Here is a 17,149-nt window from a genome sequence, read left to right on the forward strand (position 1 = left end):
AGACCCGATGATCCCGAACGCATGCTCGATCCCATGCAGCTGCAGAACCTTAACAAAAGCTTCCTCAGTCGTCATCTTCATCGAAATATCTCCTTTTACTGGCGCTCGTCGCGATAGTGATAAAGCTGGTAGAGGCCCCATTGGCCGAGCCGCCGGAACGGCGTCTTCCACCCTTCGTGCTTGAGTTCGGTGCCGAAGATCGGCAGGTCCGGCACCTTCTGTCCGGCGACCAGCTGGGCCATCCGGCGGCCCGCCATCGCGGAATACATGACCCCGTTGCCGCCGTAGCCGAGGGCATAGAACGCGCCCGGCAGGTCCTTCAGCCCGGTGATGCGCGGCATCATGTCGTGGCTGACATCGACCCAGCCCCACCAGGAATAGTCGAGCTCGACCCCCCGCAGGACGGGGAACTTGCGCGCCATGCCTTCGCGCAGCGACGCGAGATGGGCCGGGTTGGCGGCATCGCGGCCGGTGATGGCGGCGCGGCTGCCGATCTGCAGACGGTTGTCGGGCAGCAGGCGGTAATAATGCCGCAGCGTGCGGGTGTCGGTCAGCGGCGATAGCGCCTTGGCCCCCACCTCGGCCAGCTCGGCCTCGGTCAGAACGCGCGTCACGATGCTGTTCGACATGATCGGCATGATCCGGTCGCGCAGCCGGGCATGCAGGCCGCGCGGCGCATAGCCCGCCGTCGCCACCGCCACCTTCTTCGCCCGCACCGTGCCGCCGGGGGTGCGCAGGTGATGCACGCCGTTCTTGTAGGTCCAGCCGTCGACCGGGCTGTCCACGTGAACCTTGGCGCCGTGTTCCCGTGCCACCCGGCAATAGCCGAAGGCCAGCTTCGCGGCATGGACGCCGACCCCGTCGGGCTCATACATCGCGCCCTGGGCTTCCTGGTCGCGGACGACCTGCTCATGCACCTCGGCCCGGCTCATCATCCGCGCGCCGTAGCCGAACTTCTCGCGCAGCAGCGCCGCTTCCTTTTCCAGCGGCGGCATCATCGAGGCCTTGTGGGCGAGGTAGAAATGCCCGCCATCCTGCGGCTCGCAGTCGATCGCGTGGTCGCGGATCTGGCCGCGCCAGTAGTCGAAGCCCTCCAGCATCTCGCCATGCAGCCGCTGCGCCACGTCGAGGCCCCAGCGGTCGATCCACTGGCTGCGCTTGAGACGCCCGGCCGAGAACTGCGCCTGCCCGCCATTGCGGGTCGAGCAGCCATAGGCCGTGCCATGCGCTTCCAGCACGACCGTCTCGACGCCGTGATCGCGAGTCAGCGCCATGGCGCAGTTCAGCCCGGTATAGCCCGAGCCGATCACCGCGCATTCGACGTCGAAGTCGCCTGTCACCGGGCCGTCATCGGCGGGCGGCGCGCCGGCCGTGTCGATCCAGTAGGTCGGGGCGTAGTCGCTGCCGCTGCCGAGGCTGGGCGCGGTCAGCGGGTCATAGAGCGGGTCGTAGCTTGCCGCCCCGCGGTGAAGAACCTTCTGCATGGCATCCTCACTTCGCCGGAACGGCCGGCCGCTGCTTGCGGATCGCCTGCTTCTCGACCAGCTTGCCATCCTTGATGCGGAACAGGTCGGCGCCCTGCACCTCGGTCCGGGTGCCGTCGGGGTTGGTGGCGCGGAAGGTCCACTGGCTGACGCCGCGGGTGCCGTCCTCGCTGATGAAATGCGTGTGGTCGGCCCACTGCACGTCGGGCATCGCGGTCCAGACGCCCTCGAACGCCTTGGCGATGGCGTCCCGGCCGGTGATCTCGGTGCCGTATTCGTTGTCGCCGGCGACGGTGTAGAACACGCAGTCATCGGCGAAATGGGTCATCACGCCGTCGATGTCGTGGCGGTTGAAGGCGTCGAAAGTTGCCTTCAGGTCGTCGGCGGTCAGCGTTCTGGTCATCGGTTCGGCCTTTCTGAAGCGTCGGGATAGGGAATGATGAGGGTCGGAATCCGCGAGCGGCGCATCACACGCTTGGCCACGGTCCCAAGGAATGTCTGGGTGAAGCCGTGTTCGTGGCTGCCCATCAGGATCATGTCGGCCTTCAGGCTGACCGACCGTTGCAGGATCACCTCGGCCGGCTGGCCCTCGACGATCTCGATGTTCGCGATCCGGTCGCGGCGGGCGGCCTTGGTCGGGTCGGTCTCGGCCCAGAAGGTCCGCTGGCGTTCGGCCATCACCTCGCGCGCGGTCTCCAGCCGGTTCCGAACGGCGGCGTCGCGCATCCGGGGATCGGTCACATAGGCCTGCAGCGTGATCCGCGCGTCTTCTGACAGCGGCCGCAGCGCGTGCAGCACATGCAGCTTTCCGTCCAGCGCCTCGGCCAGCCGCACCGCGTAGCGCAGGGCGTAGATCGCGCCTTCCGACAGGTCGGTGGCATAGAGCAGGGTCTTGATCGGGTTGATCGGGATCATCGGAACCTCCGGTCAGTAGCCCATGGCCCGCGGGAGCCACAGAGAGATCTCGGGGAAGGCGGCGATCACGGCGATGCCGGTGATCAGCGCCGCGATGAAGGGCAGGGCGCGATAGGCGATCTTCTCGATGTCGATCTTCGAGATGCCCGACGAGATGAACAGGTTCTCGCCCAGCGGCGGGGTCACGAAGCCGACCGACAGCGAGCAGATCATGACGATGCCGAAATGGATCGGGTCGATGCCGACGCTGTAGGCGACGGGCAGCATCACCGGCACCAGGATCATGATCGCCGCCAGCGTTTCCATGAACATCCCGACGATCAGCAGGAAGCTGATCATGATCGCCCAGATCACCGCCTTGTTCTGGGTCAGGGACAGCATCCCGTCGGCCAGATGCGCGGGGATCTGGTTCTCCACCAGGATGCGGCCGAACAGCGTGGCGGTGAACAGCACCAGCAGCACGCGGCCGGTCAGCCATGTGGTCGCTTCCAGCGCCACGAAGATCTCTTTCAGATTGACCTCGCGGTAGATCACGATGCCGATCAGCAGCGTGTAGAAGATGGCGACGATGGCGGCCTCGGTCGGGGTGAAGAACCCGCCATAGATGCCGCCGAGGATGACCAGCGGCGCGAGGATCGACCAGAAGCCGCGATAGAGCGCCATGGCGATCTTTCTTAGCGACAGCGGCTCGGCGCCGCCGTGATAGCCCAGCCGCCTGGCGCGGATGTAGTTCATCAACAGCAGCGATCCGGCCATCAGGAAGCCCGGCAGGAAGCCCGCGATGAACAGCTTGGAGATCGAGACGGTCTGGAACGTGCCGAACTGCTCGACCGCCTCGGGCGGGGCGGCGAAGCCCATGGCCGAAATCCCGAAGATGACCATCGGGATCGACGGCGGAACGACGATGCCGAGCCCGCCCGCCGAAGCCGTCACCGACGCGGCGTAGGAGCGGTCGTAGCCGGCTCGCGCCATGGCCGGGATCATCAGCATGCCGACAGCCGCGGTGGTCGCCGGGCCGGAGCCCGAGATCGCGCCGAAGAACACGCAGGCAAGGATCGTCGCGGCCGAGATGCCGCCGGTGAAGGGACCCGCCAGGCTTTCGGCGACGTTGATGAGCCGCCGCGAGATGCCCGCGGCCTCCATCAGCGCGCCGGCGAGAATGAAGCTCGGCAGGGCCATCAGCGGGAACGATCCGACCGAGGACCAGGCGATCTGGACCATCTTGATCGGGCTGTCGTCCAGATACCAGATCGCGGCCAGCGCCGAGACGCCGAGCGCCACCGAGATCGGCGCCCCGATCACCAGAAGCAGCAGCAGCGATCCGAACAGGACCGGGATGAGCGCGTTCTCCATCAGAATTTCCCCGCGTTCGGCGCTTGCTGCTCGGCCAGTTCCATCTCGATATCGACCTCGTCGGGATCGCGCGGGTCGGTGCCGAGCACCAGCTTCATGTAGTTCACCTGAAGGATGCGGAAGGTCATCAGCACGAAGGCGATGGGCAGCGGGGCCATGACCCATTTCATCTGCCAGCCCAGCGTCTGCGCCTTCACGAACGGCTTGAGCGCGCCGATATACTTGATCGCGTAGTAGATCAGGATGACGTTGAAGATCACCCAGAACAGGTCGCCGAGCGCCTCGACGATCCGGCCCGTCTGGCGCGGCATCATCTTGATGTGGAAGGTCACGCGGTTATGCGCGCCCATCCGCGCCGCGTAGCTTGCCCCGAAATAGGCGAACCACACGAAAAGAATGACCGAGAATTCCTCGATCCAGGTGATCGACGTGCCGAACACCTGACGGGCCACGATCTGCGCGAACAGCAGCGTCACGAAAACCGCCAGCAGCACGCGGCAGATATAGCTTTCGATCATGTCCAGATGACGCCAGAAGGCAGCCATGATCCGGCCTCCGAAAGAGGGTGCTGTGGGAAGGGCGGGCGCCCGAAGGCGCCCGTCGTTGCAGGCTGCGGCCGCTTACTGCGCGGGATCGCGGCCGAGCGTGGTCAGCGCCCGGTCCACCTGTTCCTTGCCGCCGACGCTGTCATAGTATTTCGGCCACACGGTGCTGGTCGCGAGTTCCATGAACTCCTGCTCGCCGTTCGCGGGGTCCGAGATTTCCATCCCGCGCGCGACCAGATCCTCGCGGATCGCCGCTTCCTGATCGCGCAGGAACTGAGCCGAGAACTGCGTGGCCTCTTCGCCCGCGGCGATCACGGCCTGCTGCTGTTCGGGCGTCATCGACTGGTAGAGCTGCTCGGAGATGATGAGCGGCTCGATCGAGAAGATATAACGCAGGTTCGTGATGTAATCCTGAACCTCGTCGAACTTCATCGCGTTGATGGTCATGTAGGGGTTGTCCTGCCCGTCCACGACCTTCTGCTGAAGTGCGGCGAAGGTTTCCGTCCAGGCCATCGGCGTGGGGTTGATGCCCCAGGACTTGTAGGTGTCGATCATGATCTCGTTCTTGGGAACGCGGATCACCAGCCCCTGCAGGTCGGCGACGGTCGTCACCGGCTTTTTCGAGTTGGTCAGCACGCGGAACCCGGAATAGGCCCAGCCGATGATCCGCACGCCGGCGTCCTCGATCGTCTGTTCGACCATTTCCTGGCCGATCTCGCCCTGGGTCAGCTTTTCGGCGTCCTCCAGCGACAGGATGACATAGGGCAGGGTCAGCGTGCCAACCGTAGGCGAGAACGGCGTGATGTTGTTGATCGCGAGGATCGAGAAATCCAGCGTGCCGGTCGCGGCCGCGGTGACGGTGTCCTGCTCGTCGCCGAGCTGGCCGTTCACGAACAGCGTGGCGGTATCCTCGCCGCCCGAGTGCTTTTCCAGCGCGGCGACGAACGCCTTGCCGAGCGCTTCCTGAGTCCCGCCGGCCCCGTCGCCGACGGCGATCCGGTATTCCTTGGCTGCGGCGCCCGCCGCCATCGCGGCCAGCAGCGCCACCGCTGCCACGCCGTTCCGCATGATACGCAAGCTAGTCATAGAGTCTCCTCCCCGAGTGATTCCTTTGGCGTCCGGCTCCTCCCCGAACGCGGCTGCGACATTGCACCGCAAGCCTGCCATAGGATATGTCCAGTTCAGTCTAGGTGTAGGTCCAGTGGCAGCGCGCACGAACACGGCCCCCCGGTCCCAGTCGTCGATACCCGCGGAGGCGATCTTCCTGCGGGGCGAGCCCGACCAGACGCTGCAGGCAAGGCTGATTGCCGGCATCGTGGAGTTCCTGCTGTCGCACCGCATCCCGTCCGGCACGCGGATGCCGGGCACGCGGGCACTGGCGGCGGCGCTGGGGCTGTCGCGGATGACGGTGACGCTGGTCTATCAGGAGCTGGTGGCGCGCGGCTATCTGGACAGCCGCCCCCGCTCGGGCTTCCAGGTCGCGCGCGACATCCCGGCGCTTCGCGTCGGCCTCGGCGGGGCGAACGACGCGGCGCAGGAGGTTCGGTGGGGCGAATGGCTCAAGGGCGGGGTCGAGCGGAAACGGGTGATCCGCAAACCCGCCGACTGGCGGTCCTATCCCTATCCGTTCATCTATGGTCAGGGCGATCCGGGGCTTTTCGACCATGCCGCCTGGCGCGATTGCGCCCGCCGCGCGCTGAGCGCGCGCGAGTTCGCCGAGCTCGCGTTCGACCTGCTGACCCGCGACGATCCGATGCTGATCGACTACATCTGCACCCGCACCCTGCCGCGCCGGGGCATCATGGCCCGTCCCGAGGAGGTGCTGATCACCGTCGGCTCGCAGAACGCGCTGTTCCTGGCGATCGACATTCTCGCGCGGCCCGACAGGCTGGCGGTGCTCGAAGAGCCCGGTTATCCCGATTTCGTCGAGACGCTGCGCCGGTCGGACGCACCCTTGCAATGGGTGCCGGTGGACAGCGATGGCCTCGATCCCGCCAGCCTGCCCAAGGGGACGCGGCTGGTCGTCGCCACCCCCAGCCACAACATCCCCACCGGCGCGACGATGCCGCTGCAAAGGCGGCTGGACCTTCTGGCCCGCGCGGAGACCGAGGATTTCCTGATCGTCGAGGACGACTACGATTTCGAGATGTCCTATCTCGCGCCGCCGCTGCCCGCGCTCAAGTCGCTCGACCGGGAGGGGCGGGTCATCTATCTGGGCAGTTTCTCCAAGTCGCTGTTTCCGGGCCTGCGGATCGGCTATCTGGTCGCCAGCGCGCCGATGATCGCCGCGGCGCGCGAGACGCGGGCGATCATGCTGCGCCATCCGCCGACGCATCTGCAACGGACCACGGCCCATTTCCTCGCGCTCGGCCATTATGACGCGCATGTCGTGCGGCTGCGCGAGGAAATGAAGCGCCGCCGGAACGAGATGATCGACGCGCTGTCCGGGACGGATTTCAGCATCGCCGGAACGGCGCGGGACGGGGGCGCGAGCATCTGGCTCGCCGCGCCCGAGGGCGTGGACAGCGCCATGCTGGCCGACTACGCGCGAAGGGTGGGGGTGCTGATCGAGCCGGGCGCGGTGTTCTTCGAGACGCCGCCGTCCCCCTGCCGGTTCTTCCGCCTCGGCTATGGCTCGATCCCCGTCGATCGGATCCGCCCCGGCCTGCGGCAATTGCAGAGGGCCTGCGACGAGATGCGGGGGTTCCCATCCGGCAGGGAGCGTCGCGGCCGGGCTGATGATCTCGGGTGACGGTGCCGTCAGAGGATTGAGATGGCGGCGCATGCTTTGGTGTTCCATGAGGCGCAAGCACTGGTGCTGACAGGGAACGCTCCCTCCACATCGCCGCAGAACCGCCAACCGGGTTTCCTTGACAGCACCGATGCGGCGGGGTGAGACCCGCCGGCCCGCTGGGCGTCAAAAAGCGCCCCCTATCTGCTAAGGCTCCTTGGCAACGATGACAGGCTGGCGGCCCCCACGGCGTAACTCGCAGCTGAACCCGTTGGCGCAGGCTCAAGCGCCAAGCTACGGCAAGTCACCGAGGCTCGCGGACGCGACTATCTCGGCCGCGCGTTCCTCCGCCAATCCATATCGTTCGCGGGCGTCTTCGGGCGAGATGTAGCCCAGGGCCAGGTCACGCTCGATCTGTCCGCGATCCCGTTCGTCAGCCGCGCCGTAGCCGGCACCGCCCGGAAAGGCCATGATGACCCGGCGGCCGTGCGGGACGAACTGCTTGCCCTTGCCCTTCATGGGCGAGCCGTCGTCCAGCCCGATGGTGGTGGGCGCGCCGGCGCCGCCGCCGCGACGGCCGCGGGCGGGATGATGGACGCGGTCGAACATTGCCTGAATGTCGAACTCATAGCCTTCCCATGCCCCGACCTCGACATGCTGGCCCAGCCCGCCGCGCTGACGCCCGCCGCCGCCGGAATCCGTCCTGAGCTCCTTGCGCCAGATGATGACGGGGCCGACCTGCTCGGTGGCCTCGACCGGCATCGTCATCACGCCCGAGGGGAAGGCTGTCGCGTTCATGCCGTCCAGTGTCGGCCGCGCGCCCGAACCGCCGGAGTTGAACGTCAGCACCTCGGCGCGGACGGGCTCGTCCGGGGCAGGGCCGTCGCTGCGCGGTCTCAGCGAGACCTGGAAGTTGCAGAGGCTGCCCGCCCCTTCGGCGGGAACCACGCCGGGCAGGATCTTGTCGAGCGCGTCGTAGATCGTGTCTGGAACCATGTGGCCGATGATGTGGCGCAGGGCCACCGGGGCCGGCCACAGCGCGTTCACGATGGTATCCTCGGGCGCGACGATGCGGAAAGGCTTCAGGGAGGCCGCGTTGTTCGGAATCTCGGGCGCGATCGCGCATTTGAGCGCATAGCAGGTGTAGGCCTTGGTATAGACCAGCGGCACGTTGATGCCGTTCTTGTCCAGCCCGGAGGTGCCGGCCCAGTCGCAGAGCACCCCGTCCGGCTCGATCGAGATCTTCACGCGCAGGTCCACGGGCTGGCTGTAGCCGTCGATCCGCATATGGCCCTCTGCCTCCTCGCGCGGCAGCGCCGCGATCCTCTCCACGGTGGCCAGGTAGGAATTCGTCAGGATGAAGTCGGAAATGCCGGCGAGATCGGCCAGCCCGAACTCGACCATCATGTCGATCAGGCGGCGATGGCCGATCTCGTTGCAGGTCGCCAGCGCGTAGATGTCACCGATCAGCTGATCGGGCTCGCGGACATTGCCGCGGATGATCCTGACCAGCGTCTCATCGACGGTCCCGCGATCCACGAACTTCGTGATCGGGATGTGCAACCCTTCCTCGTAGATCGAGTTGCCATCGGCGCCGAAGCCGCGCCCGCCGATATCGACGATATGCGCCGTGCAGGCGAAGAAGCCGACCAGCCGCCCCCGGTGGAATGAGGGGCTGACGACGGTGATGTCATGCAGGTGGCCGGTCCCCTCCCACGGGTTGTTGGTGATGTAGACATCGCCTTCGCAGATGTTCTCGGGCCCGATCCGGCGGATGAAATGGCCCACCGCGTCGGCCATGGCGTTGACGTGGCCCGGCGTGCCCGTCACCGCCTGGGCCAGCATCTGACCCTCGTGGTTGTAAACCCCGGCTGAGAGGTCGCCGGCCTCGCGCACCGAGGTCGAGAACGAGGTGCGGATCAGCGCCTGCGCCTGTTCCTCGACGACCGAGATCAGGCGGTTCCACATGACCTGATTGCCGATCCGGGACGTCCCGGCCTGCGCGGGTGCCGCATCTTCTTCGGGCAGGGTATCCGAGGGCGTCAGATTCAGACGGATATCGATGCAGCCGTCATTGAGGGTGAGGGCCGCGCCGCTGGCCGGCAGCACCACGGTCGTCTCGTCCTCGGTGATGACCCCCGGCCCGCTGACCTCGCTGCCCGCAGGCAATGCGGCACGGCTGTAGGTGCCCGCCTCGACACGCTGGCCGAGCGCGCCGTCGAGCAGGGAACGGCTGCCATCGGCGGGCGCCGGGCTGGTCCCGTGCAGCGGTTCCACCCCGCTGACGGCGCTTTGCGGTGTGTGGGCGTTGACGGACCAGACGGTGATCTCGGCCTCCAGCCCCTTCACGGTGCGGCCGAACAGGCCGGCATACTGGTCCTCGAAGCGCTTCAGGATGGTGGCGGGGTCGGCGGCGCGCGCCTCCTCGGGCGTCAGCGTCACGGGGATTTCCCAGCCCTGACCCGCGTAACGCATATAGACCTTGTATTCGGCAAGGATGTCGCCGTCCCAGCCACAGGACCGCACGACCTGCGTTGCCTCGTTTTCCATCTCCTCGAACAGCCGGGCGACCCGTGCCCCGTCGAAGTGGGCCAGCCGCATGAACAGGGTCCGGTTGGCCTCGAAGCTGAACGGCGCCCGCAGGAAGCCGATGGCCGAGCCCACGCCCGCGCCGGGCGGCACGAGGCAGCGGGTGATGCCGAGCTTCTCGCACAGGCGGCCGGCATGAAGCGGCGCCGCGCCGCCAAAGGCGATCATCGTGTATTCGGACAGGTCCTCGCCGTTTTCCACCGCGTGGACGCGGGCGGCGTTCGCCATGTTCTCGTCCACGACCTCGGCCACGCCCCAGGCGCTTTCCAGCGCGTCCATGCCAAGCTTGCCGCCGATCTCGGCCTCAAGGGCCTGCGCGGACCGGTCGGGGTAAAGCGGGATGCTGCCAGCGGCGAAGTTCTGCGGGTCGATCTTGCCGAGGATCACGTCGGCATCGGTCACGGCCGGGCGGGCGCCGCCGCGGCCGTAACAGGCCGGGCCGGGTTCGGAGCCCGCGCTTTCGGGGCCGACGCGGATCTGGTTCATCGAATCGACATGAGCGAGGCTGCCGCCGCCCGCGCCGATCTCCACCATGTCGATCACCGGAATCGAGATCGGCATGCCGGAGCCCTTCTTGAAGCGATAGGTCCGGGCGACCTCGAACACGCGAGCCGTCTTTGGGGTGAAATCCTTGATGAGGCAGATCTTCGCCGTGGTGCCGCCCATGTCGAAGGACAGCACCTTCTTCAGCCCGTGCCGCGCGGCGATATCAGCGGCGAACACCGCCCCGCCTGCCGGGCCGGATTCAACCAGCCGCACCGGAAACTCGGACGCGCTTTCCAGCGAGATGATGCCGCCGCCGGAATGCATCAGGAAAATCGGGCAGCCAACGCCCTCGTCCGCGAGCCGCCCCTTGAGCCGGATGAGATAGCTCTTCATCAGCGGCTTGATATAGGCGTTGGCGATGGTCGTGTTGAAGCGCTCGTATTCGCGCATCTGCGGCGAGACTTCGGACGAGAGCGAGATCATCACCCCCGGCAACCGCTCGGCCAGAACGTCGTGGATCAGCCGCTCATGCGCGTCGTTCACATAGGAATGAAGGAGGCCGACCGCGACGCTCTCGTAGCCGGCCTCGCGCAGTTGGTCCGCCAGCGCCTCGACGTCCGCGCGCTGCAACGGCAGCAGGACACGTCCGCGCGCGTCCATCCGCTCCCGCAACGTATAGCGGCGGTTGCGGGGCAGCAGCGGCTCCGGCAGCGTCAGGTTCAGGTCATACTGCTCGAAACGGCTCTCGGTGCGCATCTCGATGACGTCGCGGAACCCTTCGGTGGTGATGAGGGCGGTCTTCGCGCCCCGCCGCTCGATCAGGGCGTTGGTGGCAAGGGTCGTGCCGTGGATCACCTGGCCGATCGCCGAAGGCTCGATCCCGGCCTTGGCGCAGACCTGACGCATCCCCTCGACGATCGCGTCTTCGGGTGCCGCATAGGTGGTCAGCACCTTGGTGGAATATCTCTGACCCGCCTGCTCAAGCACCACATCCGTGAAGGTTCCGCCGATATCGACGCCCAGACGGGCCTTTGGGATGGACATGATCTCTCGTCTCCGATGGGTTCGCGGCAGAGCTTATGAACCGACCCTCCTGCGGTCGAATCATTATATTCAATGTCTCCCGATACAGGATCGTTATCGGCGCGCCGACGGCGGGCGCCCGGATGGCGTCACCCGTGGCGCGCGGCCCTTTCCATCGCCAGCTCCGCCGAGCGGCTAAGCAAGGGGTTCTCGGGCGTATTGGCGTAGGAGGCGGTGAAGCCAAGCGGGCTGGGTTTCCAGCCGTAGGGAAGCTCCACCAGAGCCTCTTCCGCGAGCGGCTTCTCCACGATCGTGCGGGGCAGGGGGGCGATCCCCATCCCGTCCAGCGTCATCTGCAAGCAGACCGGCAGGCTGCTGACCGGCACGATCCTGACCGGCTTTTCCCACAGCGTGCGGAAATGTGCGCTCAGCTCGACAAACTGGCGCGTGGTGCGCGCCTGACTCAGGATCGGGTGCGACGCCAGCATCCCAAGGTCGCCGCTGGCGTCCGCCAGCTTCGGCGACGCCGTCCAGACATAGGGGACCGATCCAAGTCCCAGATTGCTGATGTTGAAATTGGATATGGGGCCGTTCAGCAGGCACAGATCGAGCGTCCGGGCCACCAGATCCTCGCGCAGGTTGAAGGTGAGATCGACCTTCAGCTCGACATCCACGTTCGGAAATGCCTGCCGCAGATCGAGAAGATAGTCCCTGAGCCACGTCTGCGCGATAAGCTCCGACACGCCAAGCCGCAGGATGTCGATCTGCCGGTCGGCGCTCGCCCATTGCTGGGAAAGCTCCTCTGCCGCCAGCAGCACCCGCTCGGCCTGCCCCAGCAGGGCGTGGCCCCGTGGCGTCAGCGTCACTGCGCCGCTGTTGCGGTTGAACAGCCGGTCGCCAAGCACGGCTTCGAGTTGCGAGATGCGGACGGAGACGTTGGGCTGGGTCGTGTTCAGGCGCTCGGCCGTCGCGCGGAAACTGCCGAGCCGGGCCACCCAGACGAAGGTTTCCAGCTGTTTCAGGGACCAGTTCGACATTGTCCTTCCTTTTCCCGGCTGAAGGCGGCGGGGCGGGTGTTACCATCCATGCGCCGGAACCATAAGGAAAATTGATCGCAGCCGCTGAAAAAATTCATTTGGTCATCGCGGAAGTTGCGTCGCAGACTGCCCGAGCCTTGATCGGGCATCGGCCCGGTTCCGGCTTGGGGAGCCTGCGCGGAGCGCCTTCCGCAGCAGAACAGGATTTGGGGGAACGATGAAGCGCAGAACTCTGATTGCAGCCGCCGCCCTGTCAATGGGCGTGGGTCTGGCCGGGCCGGTCCTGGCGCAGACGACGTGGACCATGGCCTCCGGCTACCCGGAAAGCAGCTTCTTCACCCAGAACATCCGCCAGATGATCGAAGAAATCGACGAGAAGACCGGCGGCGAGCTGAAGATCGACCTGCGCTCCGCCGACAGCCTGATCAAGCTCGACGCGATCAAGCGCGCCGTCCAGTCCGGCCAGATCCAGATGGGGGAAATCCGTCTGGGCGTCTATGGCAACGAGGCGGCAATGTACAACCTGGACAACATTCCGGGCGTGGCGACGGATTACGAACAGGCGGCCAGACTGGCCGAAGCCCAGCAGCCATTCTTCGAGTCGATGTTTGCCGATAACGGGATGCGCGTCATCACCTATGTCCCGTGGCCGGGTCAGGGCTTCTACACGAGCGAGCCGGTCACGGGGCTGGACGACCTGCAAGGGCAGAAGCTGCGGATCTATTCCAGACAGACCCAGATCATGGGCGAGAAGCTGGGCATGGAGGCGCTGATCCTGCCCTTCGCAGAGGTGCCGCAGGCCTTCTCGACCGGCATGATCGAATCCCTCTGGACGAGCGCCCAGACCGGCGTGGACGTTCAGATATGGGATTACGTCAAGCACTTCACCTACACCGGCACGATGCATAACAAGAATGCAATCATCGTCAACGAGCGCGCGTTCCGCCAACTCGACCCTGAGGTGCAGCAGGTGGTGCTCGAGGCTGGCGAGGCCGCGACGCAGCGCGGCTTCGAGATGTCGCAGGCTGCTGGCGACGAGCGTGCGGCCATGCTTGAAAGTCACGGCATGACGATCGCCCAGGCCCCGCAGGATGTTCTGGACGCCATTGCGGCTGCGGGCGAGGACATGGTGGCGGACTGGCTGAACTCGGCCACGGCAGAGGAGAAGGCGGTTTACGAGACCTACCAGCAGGGCCTCAACTGATCGGCTGTGGCGCGTGCCAGTCCTACATGCAACACAGCCGACGGGGTGACCGGTGATCCGCAGGGTTCTCGACATATTCTATGATGTGTGCGGCTATCTGGCCGCGGCCTTCATGGTCGGCATCGCGCTGGCGATTGTGGCGCAGATCATCGGGCGCTTGCGCGGGGTCACGCTCGACGCGACCGAGGCGGCGGGCCTCTGCCTCGCCGCATCGACCTTCTTCGGGCTGGCTCATACCTTCCGCCGGGGCGGGCATGTCCGCATCAACCTGCTCGTGGACCGCTTGCCCGAGGCCTGGCGGCGGAAGGTTGAGATATTCAACTGCCTGCTTGGGACGGTGGTCGTGTCGTTCCTTGCGTGGCATGTCGCCGGGCTGGCGTTGCAGTCCTACCAGTTCAACGATGTCAGCCCCGGTCTGCTCGCCATGCCGTTCTGGATCCCGCAGGCCGGCGCCGCGCTGGGCGTGACCGCGCTGGCGGTCGCCTTCATCGACGAGCTGTTCTGGCTGATCTCCGGGGGCCAGCCACGCTATGCGCCGGCCGACGAGATCGAGCTCGACCGTCCGGTTGCATAAGGACAGATGATGGACACGATCGTTCTCGCGTCGCTGGTTCTCGGCATATTGCTGCTTCTGCTTCTGGCAAGCGGGGTCTGGGTCGCGCTGTCGCTTCTCACCCTCGGCATGGTGCTTCTGGGGTTCTTCACCTCGGTTCCCATGGGCTCGCTGATCGCCTCGACGCTATGGGATTCCAGCTGGAGCTGGGCGCTCACCTCACTGCCGCTGTTCATCTGGATGGGCGAGATCCTGTTCCGCTCGAAACTGTCCTCCGACATGTTTCAGGGCCTTGCGCCTTGGGTGTCGCGGTTTCCGGGCCGGCTGCTGCACGTCAACGTGCTGGGCTGCGGCATCATGGCGGCCGTCGCCGGTTCCTCGGCCGTCACCTGCGCCACCATCGGGCGCATCAGCGTGCCGGAACTGCAAGGCAGGGGTTATCCGCTGAACCTGACGATCGGCACGCTCGCCGGCTCGGGCACGCTCGGGCTGCTGATCCCGCCGTCGATCATCATGATCGTCTATGGCGTGACCGCCGAGGTTTCCATCGCCCGGCTGTTCATCGCGGGCGTGCTGCCGGGCCTCCTGCTGATGCTGCTGTTCATGGGCTACACCGGGCTGTGGAGCCTGCTGAACCGGGACAAGATGCCGCCATCCGACCCGGCCGTGCCCTTCCTCGAACGGATCTACGCCTCGCGGCGGCTGATCCCCGTGGTGCTGCTGATCGCGCTCGTCGTCGGCTCGATCTACGGCGGCATTGCCACGCCGACCGAGGCGGCAACCATCGGCGTGATCGGCGCGCTCGCCCTCGCGGCCGTGACCGGCAGCCTGACCTGGGACAACTTCATGGAGGGGCTGATGGCGGCCATGCGCACCTCCTGCATGATTTCCTTCATCATCGCCTGCGCCGCCTGCCTCACCGTCGCGGTCGCCTTCGTCGATATCCCGCGCTCGCTGGCGAGCTGGGTCGATGCGATGGAGCTGTCGCCCTATGCCCTGCTGGCGGTGCTGGGGGTCTTCATGCTCATTCTCGGCTGCTTCTTGGAAGGTATCTCGATCATCGTGCTGACCTCATCGGTGATGCTGCCGATGGTTCAGGCCGCAGGCATCGACCTGCTGTGGTTCGGCATCTTCGTCGTGGTCCTGATCGAAGCGGCGCAGATTACGCCGCCCGTGGGTTTCAACCTGTTCGTCCTGCAAAGCATCACGGGCAAGGACATTCTGGCAGTGACCCGCGCGGCGATCCCGTTTTTCCTGATCCTGATCCTGCTGCTCGTGCTCATCACCGCATTTCCGCAGCTGGTGACCGGGCTGCCGCAGATGATGTCCAACTGATCGAGGATTCTTCCGGCACCTACCCCGCCCCTGTCGGTCCATCCACCCGGCAGCTTTCGCCGGTCACGGCCGAGTGCTGGGCGGCGGCGCCCATTGCGACCGCCCACCAGCCATCCTCCAGCGTCACCTCGACCGGGCCGTTCCGCGCCATGGCGCGCGCGAAGCGCTGGTGCTGATAGAAGGTCGAGCCGTTGTGATCGCCCGCGTCCAGCAGCACCGGGTCGATGGGGATCGGAATGGCGCGGGGACCCTTGGGAAAGCGCGGCGAGACGATCACCTGCGCCAGGGGCGGCGGGCCGAGGTCGTCGGGCCAGAAACGGGCGGGGCCGGGGACGAGGCACTCGATCTTGCCGGCGGGGCCTACGGCGCTGATCTCCTCCTGATAGCGCGAGCCTTCGGCGAACATGCACAATTCGAGCATCGCACGCGCGCCCGAGGCGAAATCGACGATGACATAGGCGTTGTCCCAGACATCCGCAGGCTCGCCGCCATAGATCTCGCCCTGGTGGTTCACCGCCTGACCGCCCGAGGCCATGACGCGCACCGGGTCGGATTTCAGGATCAGCCGCATCAGGTCGAAGAAGTGGCAGCATTTCTCGACCAGCGTCCCGCCGGTGCGCCGGTTCAGCCGGTTCCATGCGCCGACCTTCTTGAGGAAGGGGAAGCGGTGCTCGCGGATGGTCAGCATACGGACCCCGCCGGTCGCCGCGTCCGCTTCCGCGACCAGCCGCGCCACCGGCGGCATGTAGCGGTATTCCATCGCCACCCAGACGGGGGCCGGATACCGCTCGCGGAAGGCCGCGATGCGGTGCGTGTCGGCGGGCGAGATGAACAGCGGCTTTTCCACCAGCACCGGCAGCGGGCGGATCGCGGCCAGCGTTTCCAGCTGCGACAAGTGCAGATCGTTCGGGCTGGCGATCAGGATGCAGTTGATGGCGGGGATCGCCAGCAGCGCCTCGATCGACTCGACCATCGCGGCGCCGGGGGCGAACTGGGCGGCGAGGCGGCGCATCTGCCCGTCCGGTTCGAAGATCGCCACCACCTCGCTGCCGGGCAGCAGCGCGATGTTGCGCAGATGCTCCTGCCCCATCATGCCGCAGCCGATCACGCCGTAACGCGGAGTTTCCTGCATCATCCCTTCGGTTCCTGCTTCAGCCGCGCGACATAGCGGGCCACGTTGTGATCGAACCATGTCTGCGACACCTCCGCCCGGCGGCCGTCCGCGTCGTAAGCGATGCGGAGGATGTGCGGGACCGGCTCGCCCGGCGGCCGTCCGAAGCCCGGCGGCGACCATTCGGGCACGTGGCCGAGGCCGACCCGATCCTCGGCGCGGGTGATCGCAAGACCGAGTTGTTCGCGGTAGAACAGATAAAGGCTCTCAGACAGCGCCTCGGGCGCGACGGTTTCGGCGTAGCCCGCGTCCAGCCAGATTTCCTCGACCGCGGCGGGGCGGCCGCCGAGGAAACGCAGGCGCCTGATCCGGTGGGCGTGATCCGAGGCGCCGAAGGCGGGCAGGTTCGCCGGCTTGGGCAGGCGGTCCAGCGACAGCAGCCGCGCGGTGGGCAGGCCGCCGCCTTCGACCAGTTCAAGCCGGAACATGGCGTAGATGCTGCGCGGATCGGCCAGCGCCCGGACGTAGTTGCCCGAGCCCTGCACACGTTGCAGCAGCCCCCGATCCTCGACCTCGGCCAGCGCCTTGCGCAGCGTGCCGATCGCGACGCCGAGCTGCGCGGCCATCTCGCGCTCGGGCGGCAGTCTTTCGCCATCGGTCAGCCGACCGGCCGCGATGTCGCGGACCAGAAGCTCGGCGATCTGAAGAAACCGGGGAAGGCTGCCGCTGGGTCTTGGCATGGAACGGAGGGCCGGGATTGATGCACTATTGATCCATATCAAA

The 17,149-nt window shown here is 66.4% G+C and carries 14 protein-coding genes and 1 pseudogene; 4 read left to right on the forward strand and 11 right to left on the reverse strand.

All coding sequences use genetic code 11. The annotated features are described in order from the left end of the window. Positions 1 to 95 precede the first annotated feature (95 nt). The 6 genes from KTN05_RS11855 to KTN05_RS11880 all read right to left on the reverse strand — a co-directional run bounded on the left by KTN05_RS11855 (position 96) and on the right by KTN05_RS11880 (position 5,383). Positions 96 to 1,484, reverse strand: coding sequence for an FAD-binding oxidoreductase (locus KTN05_RS11855; protein ID WP_217329624.1), 1,389 nt, complete (start codon positions 1,482 to 1,484; stop codon positions 96 to 98). A gap of 7 nt (positions 1,485 to 1,491) precedes the next feature. Continuing rightward, a complete protein-coding gene (locus KTN05_RS11860; protein ID WP_217329625.1) occupies positions 1,492 to 1,887 on the reverse strand; it encodes a nuclear transport factor 2 family protein in 396 nt (131 codons plus the stop codon). Next, positions 1,884 to 2,399: a universal stress protein gene (locus KTN05_RS11865; RefSeq protein WP_217329626.1), complete on the reverse strand. Its 516-nt coding sequence runs from the start codon at positions 2,397 to 2,399 to the stop codon at positions 1,884 to 1,886. Before KTN05_RS11865 ends, KTN05_RS11860 begins: the two co-directional genes overlap by 4 nt. Positions 2,400 to 2,411: 12 nt before the next feature. Beyond that, positions 2,412 to 3,752: a TRAP transporter large permease gene (locus tag KTN05_RS11870; RefSeq protein ID WP_217329627.1), complete on the reverse strand. Its 1,341-nt coding sequence runs from the start codon at positions 3,750 to 3,752 to the stop codon at positions 2,412 to 2,414. Then, complete coding sequence (locus KTN05_RS11875; protein WP_217329628.1) at positions 3,752 to 4,297, reverse strand: TRAP transporter small permease; 546 nt, start codon at positions 4,295 to 4,297, stop codon at positions 3,752 to 3,754. The genes KTN05_RS11870 and KTN05_RS11875 overlap by 1 nt, the downstream gene beginning before the upstream one ends. 75 nt (positions 4,298 to 4,372) lie before the next feature. Continuing rightward, on the reverse strand, positions 4,373 to 5,383 hold the full coding sequence (locus tag KTN05_RS11880) for a TRAP transporter substrate-binding protein (RefSeq protein ID WP_217329629.1): 1,011 nt from the start codon (positions 5,381 to 5,383) through the stop codon (positions 4,373 to 4,375). A gap of 115 nt (positions 5,384 to 5,498) precedes the next feature. On the opposite strand from KTN05_RS11880, the gene KTN05_RS11885 reads away from it, so the two are divergent. Beyond that, a complete protein-coding gene (locus KTN05_RS11885; protein ID WP_371823351.1) occupies positions 5,499 to 7,049 on the forward strand; it encodes a PLP-dependent aminotransferase family protein in 1,551 nt (516 codons plus the stop codon). 273 nt (positions 7,050 to 7,322) lie between these two features. Here the strand turns inward: KTN05_RS11885 and KTN05_RS11890 are convergent, their stop codons facing one another. From KTN05_RS11890 to KTN05_RS11900, 3 genes and pseudogenes are all read right to left on the reverse strand, one after another. Continuing rightward, complete coding sequence (locus tag KTN05_RS11890) at positions 7,323 to 8,996, reverse strand: hydantoinase B/oxoprolinase family protein (RefSeq protein WP_217329687.1); 1,674 nt, start codon at positions 8,994 to 8,996, stop codon at positions 7,323 to 7,325. A gap of 87 nt (positions 8,997 to 9,083) precedes the next feature. After that, positions 9,084 to 11,147: pseudogene (locus KTN05_RS11895) on the reverse strand (hydantoinase/oxoprolinase family protein); the annotation flags it as partial. A 128-nt stretch (positions 11,148 to 11,275) separates the two neighbouring features. Next, positions 11,276 to 12,163 carry a LysR family transcriptional regulator gene (locus KTN05_RS11900; protein ID WP_217329631.1) on the reverse strand — a complete coding sequence of 296 codons (888 nt, stop codon included), beginning with the start codon at positions 12,161 to 12,163 and terminating at the stop codon, positions 11,276 to 11,278. 217 nt (positions 12,164 to 12,380) lie between these two features. Here KTN05_RS11900 and KTN05_RS11905 point away from each other — a divergent pair, with 217 nt between their 5' ends. From KTN05_RS11905 to KTN05_RS11915, 3 genes are read left to right on the forward strand one after another with little or no spacing between them, the layout of a single operon-like run. Then, positions 12,381 to 13,367, forward strand: a complete 987-nt coding sequence (locus KTN05_RS11905; RefSeq protein ID WP_217329632.1) for a TRAP transporter substrate-binding protein — start codon at positions 12,381 to 12,383, stop codon at positions 13,365 to 13,367. A 52-nt stretch (positions 13,368 to 13,419) separates the two neighbouring features. Continuing rightward, complete coding sequence (locus tag KTN05_RS11910; protein WP_217329633.1) at positions 13,420 to 13,941, forward strand: TRAP transporter small permease; 522 nt, start codon at positions 13,420 to 13,422, stop codon at positions 13,939 to 13,941. Between the two features lie 9 nt (positions 13,942 to 13,950). Beyond that, positions 13,951 to 15,255 (forward strand): TRAP transporter large permease, encoded by a 1,305-nt coding sequence (locus KTN05_RS11915; RefSeq protein ID WP_217329634.1) that lies wholly within the window; start codon positions 13,951 to 13,953, stop codon positions 15,253 to 15,255. Between the two features lie 19 nt (positions 15,256 to 15,274). On the opposite strand, the gene KTN05_RS11920 is transcribed toward KTN05_RS11915, so the two are convergent. Together KTN05_RS11920 and KTN05_RS11925 are read right to left on the reverse strand one after the other, a co-directional pair. After that, entirely contained in the window at positions 15,275 to 16,387 is a 1,113-nt protein-coding gene (locus KTN05_RS11920) for a Gfo/Idh/MocA family protein (RefSeq protein ID WP_217329688.1), read from the reverse strand. Beyond that, the gene (locus KTN05_RS11925) at positions 16,387 to 17,106 is read right to left on the reverse strand and encodes a GntR family transcriptional regulator (RefSeq protein WP_217329635.1); all 720 of its coding nucleotides are present in this window, start codon (positions 17,104 to 17,106) and stop codon (positions 16,387 to 16,389) included. Before KTN05_RS11925 ends, KTN05_RS11920 begins: the two co-directional genes overlap by 1 nt. Positions 17,107 to 17,149 lie beyond the last annotated feature (43 nt).

This window comes from Paracoccus sp. Z118, from assembly GCF_019061185.1.
Lineage (GTDB): Bacteria > Pseudomonadota > Alphaproteobacteria > Rhodobacterales > Rhodobacteraceae > Paracoccus.

Excerpts from the sequence above, each read along its gene's own strand:
- KTN05_RS11855 (WP_217329624.1), bottom strand. The coding sequence starts at position 1,484 with ATGCAGAAGGTTCTTCACCGCGGGGCGGCAAGCTACGACCCGCTCTAT.
- KTN05_RS11880 (WP_217329629.1), bottom strand. The coding sequence starts at position 5,383 with ATGACTAGCTTGCGTATCATGCGGAACGGCGTGGCAGCGGTGGCGCTG.
- KTN05_RS11870 (WP_217329627.1), bottom strand. The coding sequence starts at position 3,752 with ATGGAGAACGCGCTCATCCCGGTCCTGTTCGGATCGCTGCTGCTGCTT.
- KTN05_RS11860 (WP_217329625.1), bottom strand. The coding sequence starts at position 1,887 with ATGACCAGAACGCTGACCGCCGACGACCTGAAGGCAACTTTCGACGCC.
- KTN05_RS11920 (WP_217329688.1), bottom strand. The coding sequence starts at position 16,387 with ATGCAGGAAACTCCGCGTTACGGCGTGATCGGCTGCGGCATGATGGGG.
- KTN05_RS11875 (WP_217329628.1), bottom strand. The coding sequence starts at position 4,297 with ATGGCTGCCTTCTGGCGTCATCTGGACATGATCGAAAGCTATATCTGC.
- KTN05_RS11890 (WP_217329687.1), bottom strand. The coding sequence starts at position 8,996 with ATGTGGAACCGCCTGATCTCGGTCGTCGAGGAACAGGCGCAGGCGCTG.
- KTN05_RS11900 (WP_217329631.1), bottom strand. The coding sequence starts at position 12,163 with ATGTCGAACTGGTCCCTGAAACAGCTGGAAACCTTCGTCTGGGTGGCC.
- KTN05_RS11925 (WP_217329635.1), bottom strand. The coding sequence starts at position 17,106 with ATGCCAAGACCCAGCGGCAGCCTTCCCCGGTTTCTTCAGATCGCCGAG.
- KTN05_RS11865 (WP_217329626.1), bottom strand. The coding sequence starts at position 2,399 with ATGATCCCGATCAACCCGATCAAGACCCTGCTCTATGCCACCGACCTG.
- KTN05_RS11915 (WP_217329634.1), top strand. The coding sequence starts at position 13,951 with ATGGACACGATCGTTCTCGCGTCGCTGGTTCTCGGCATATTGCTGCTT.
- KTN05_RS11905 (WP_217329632.1), top strand. The coding sequence starts at position 12,381 with ATGAAGCGCAGAACTCTGATTGCAGCCGCCGCCCTGTCAATGGGCGTG.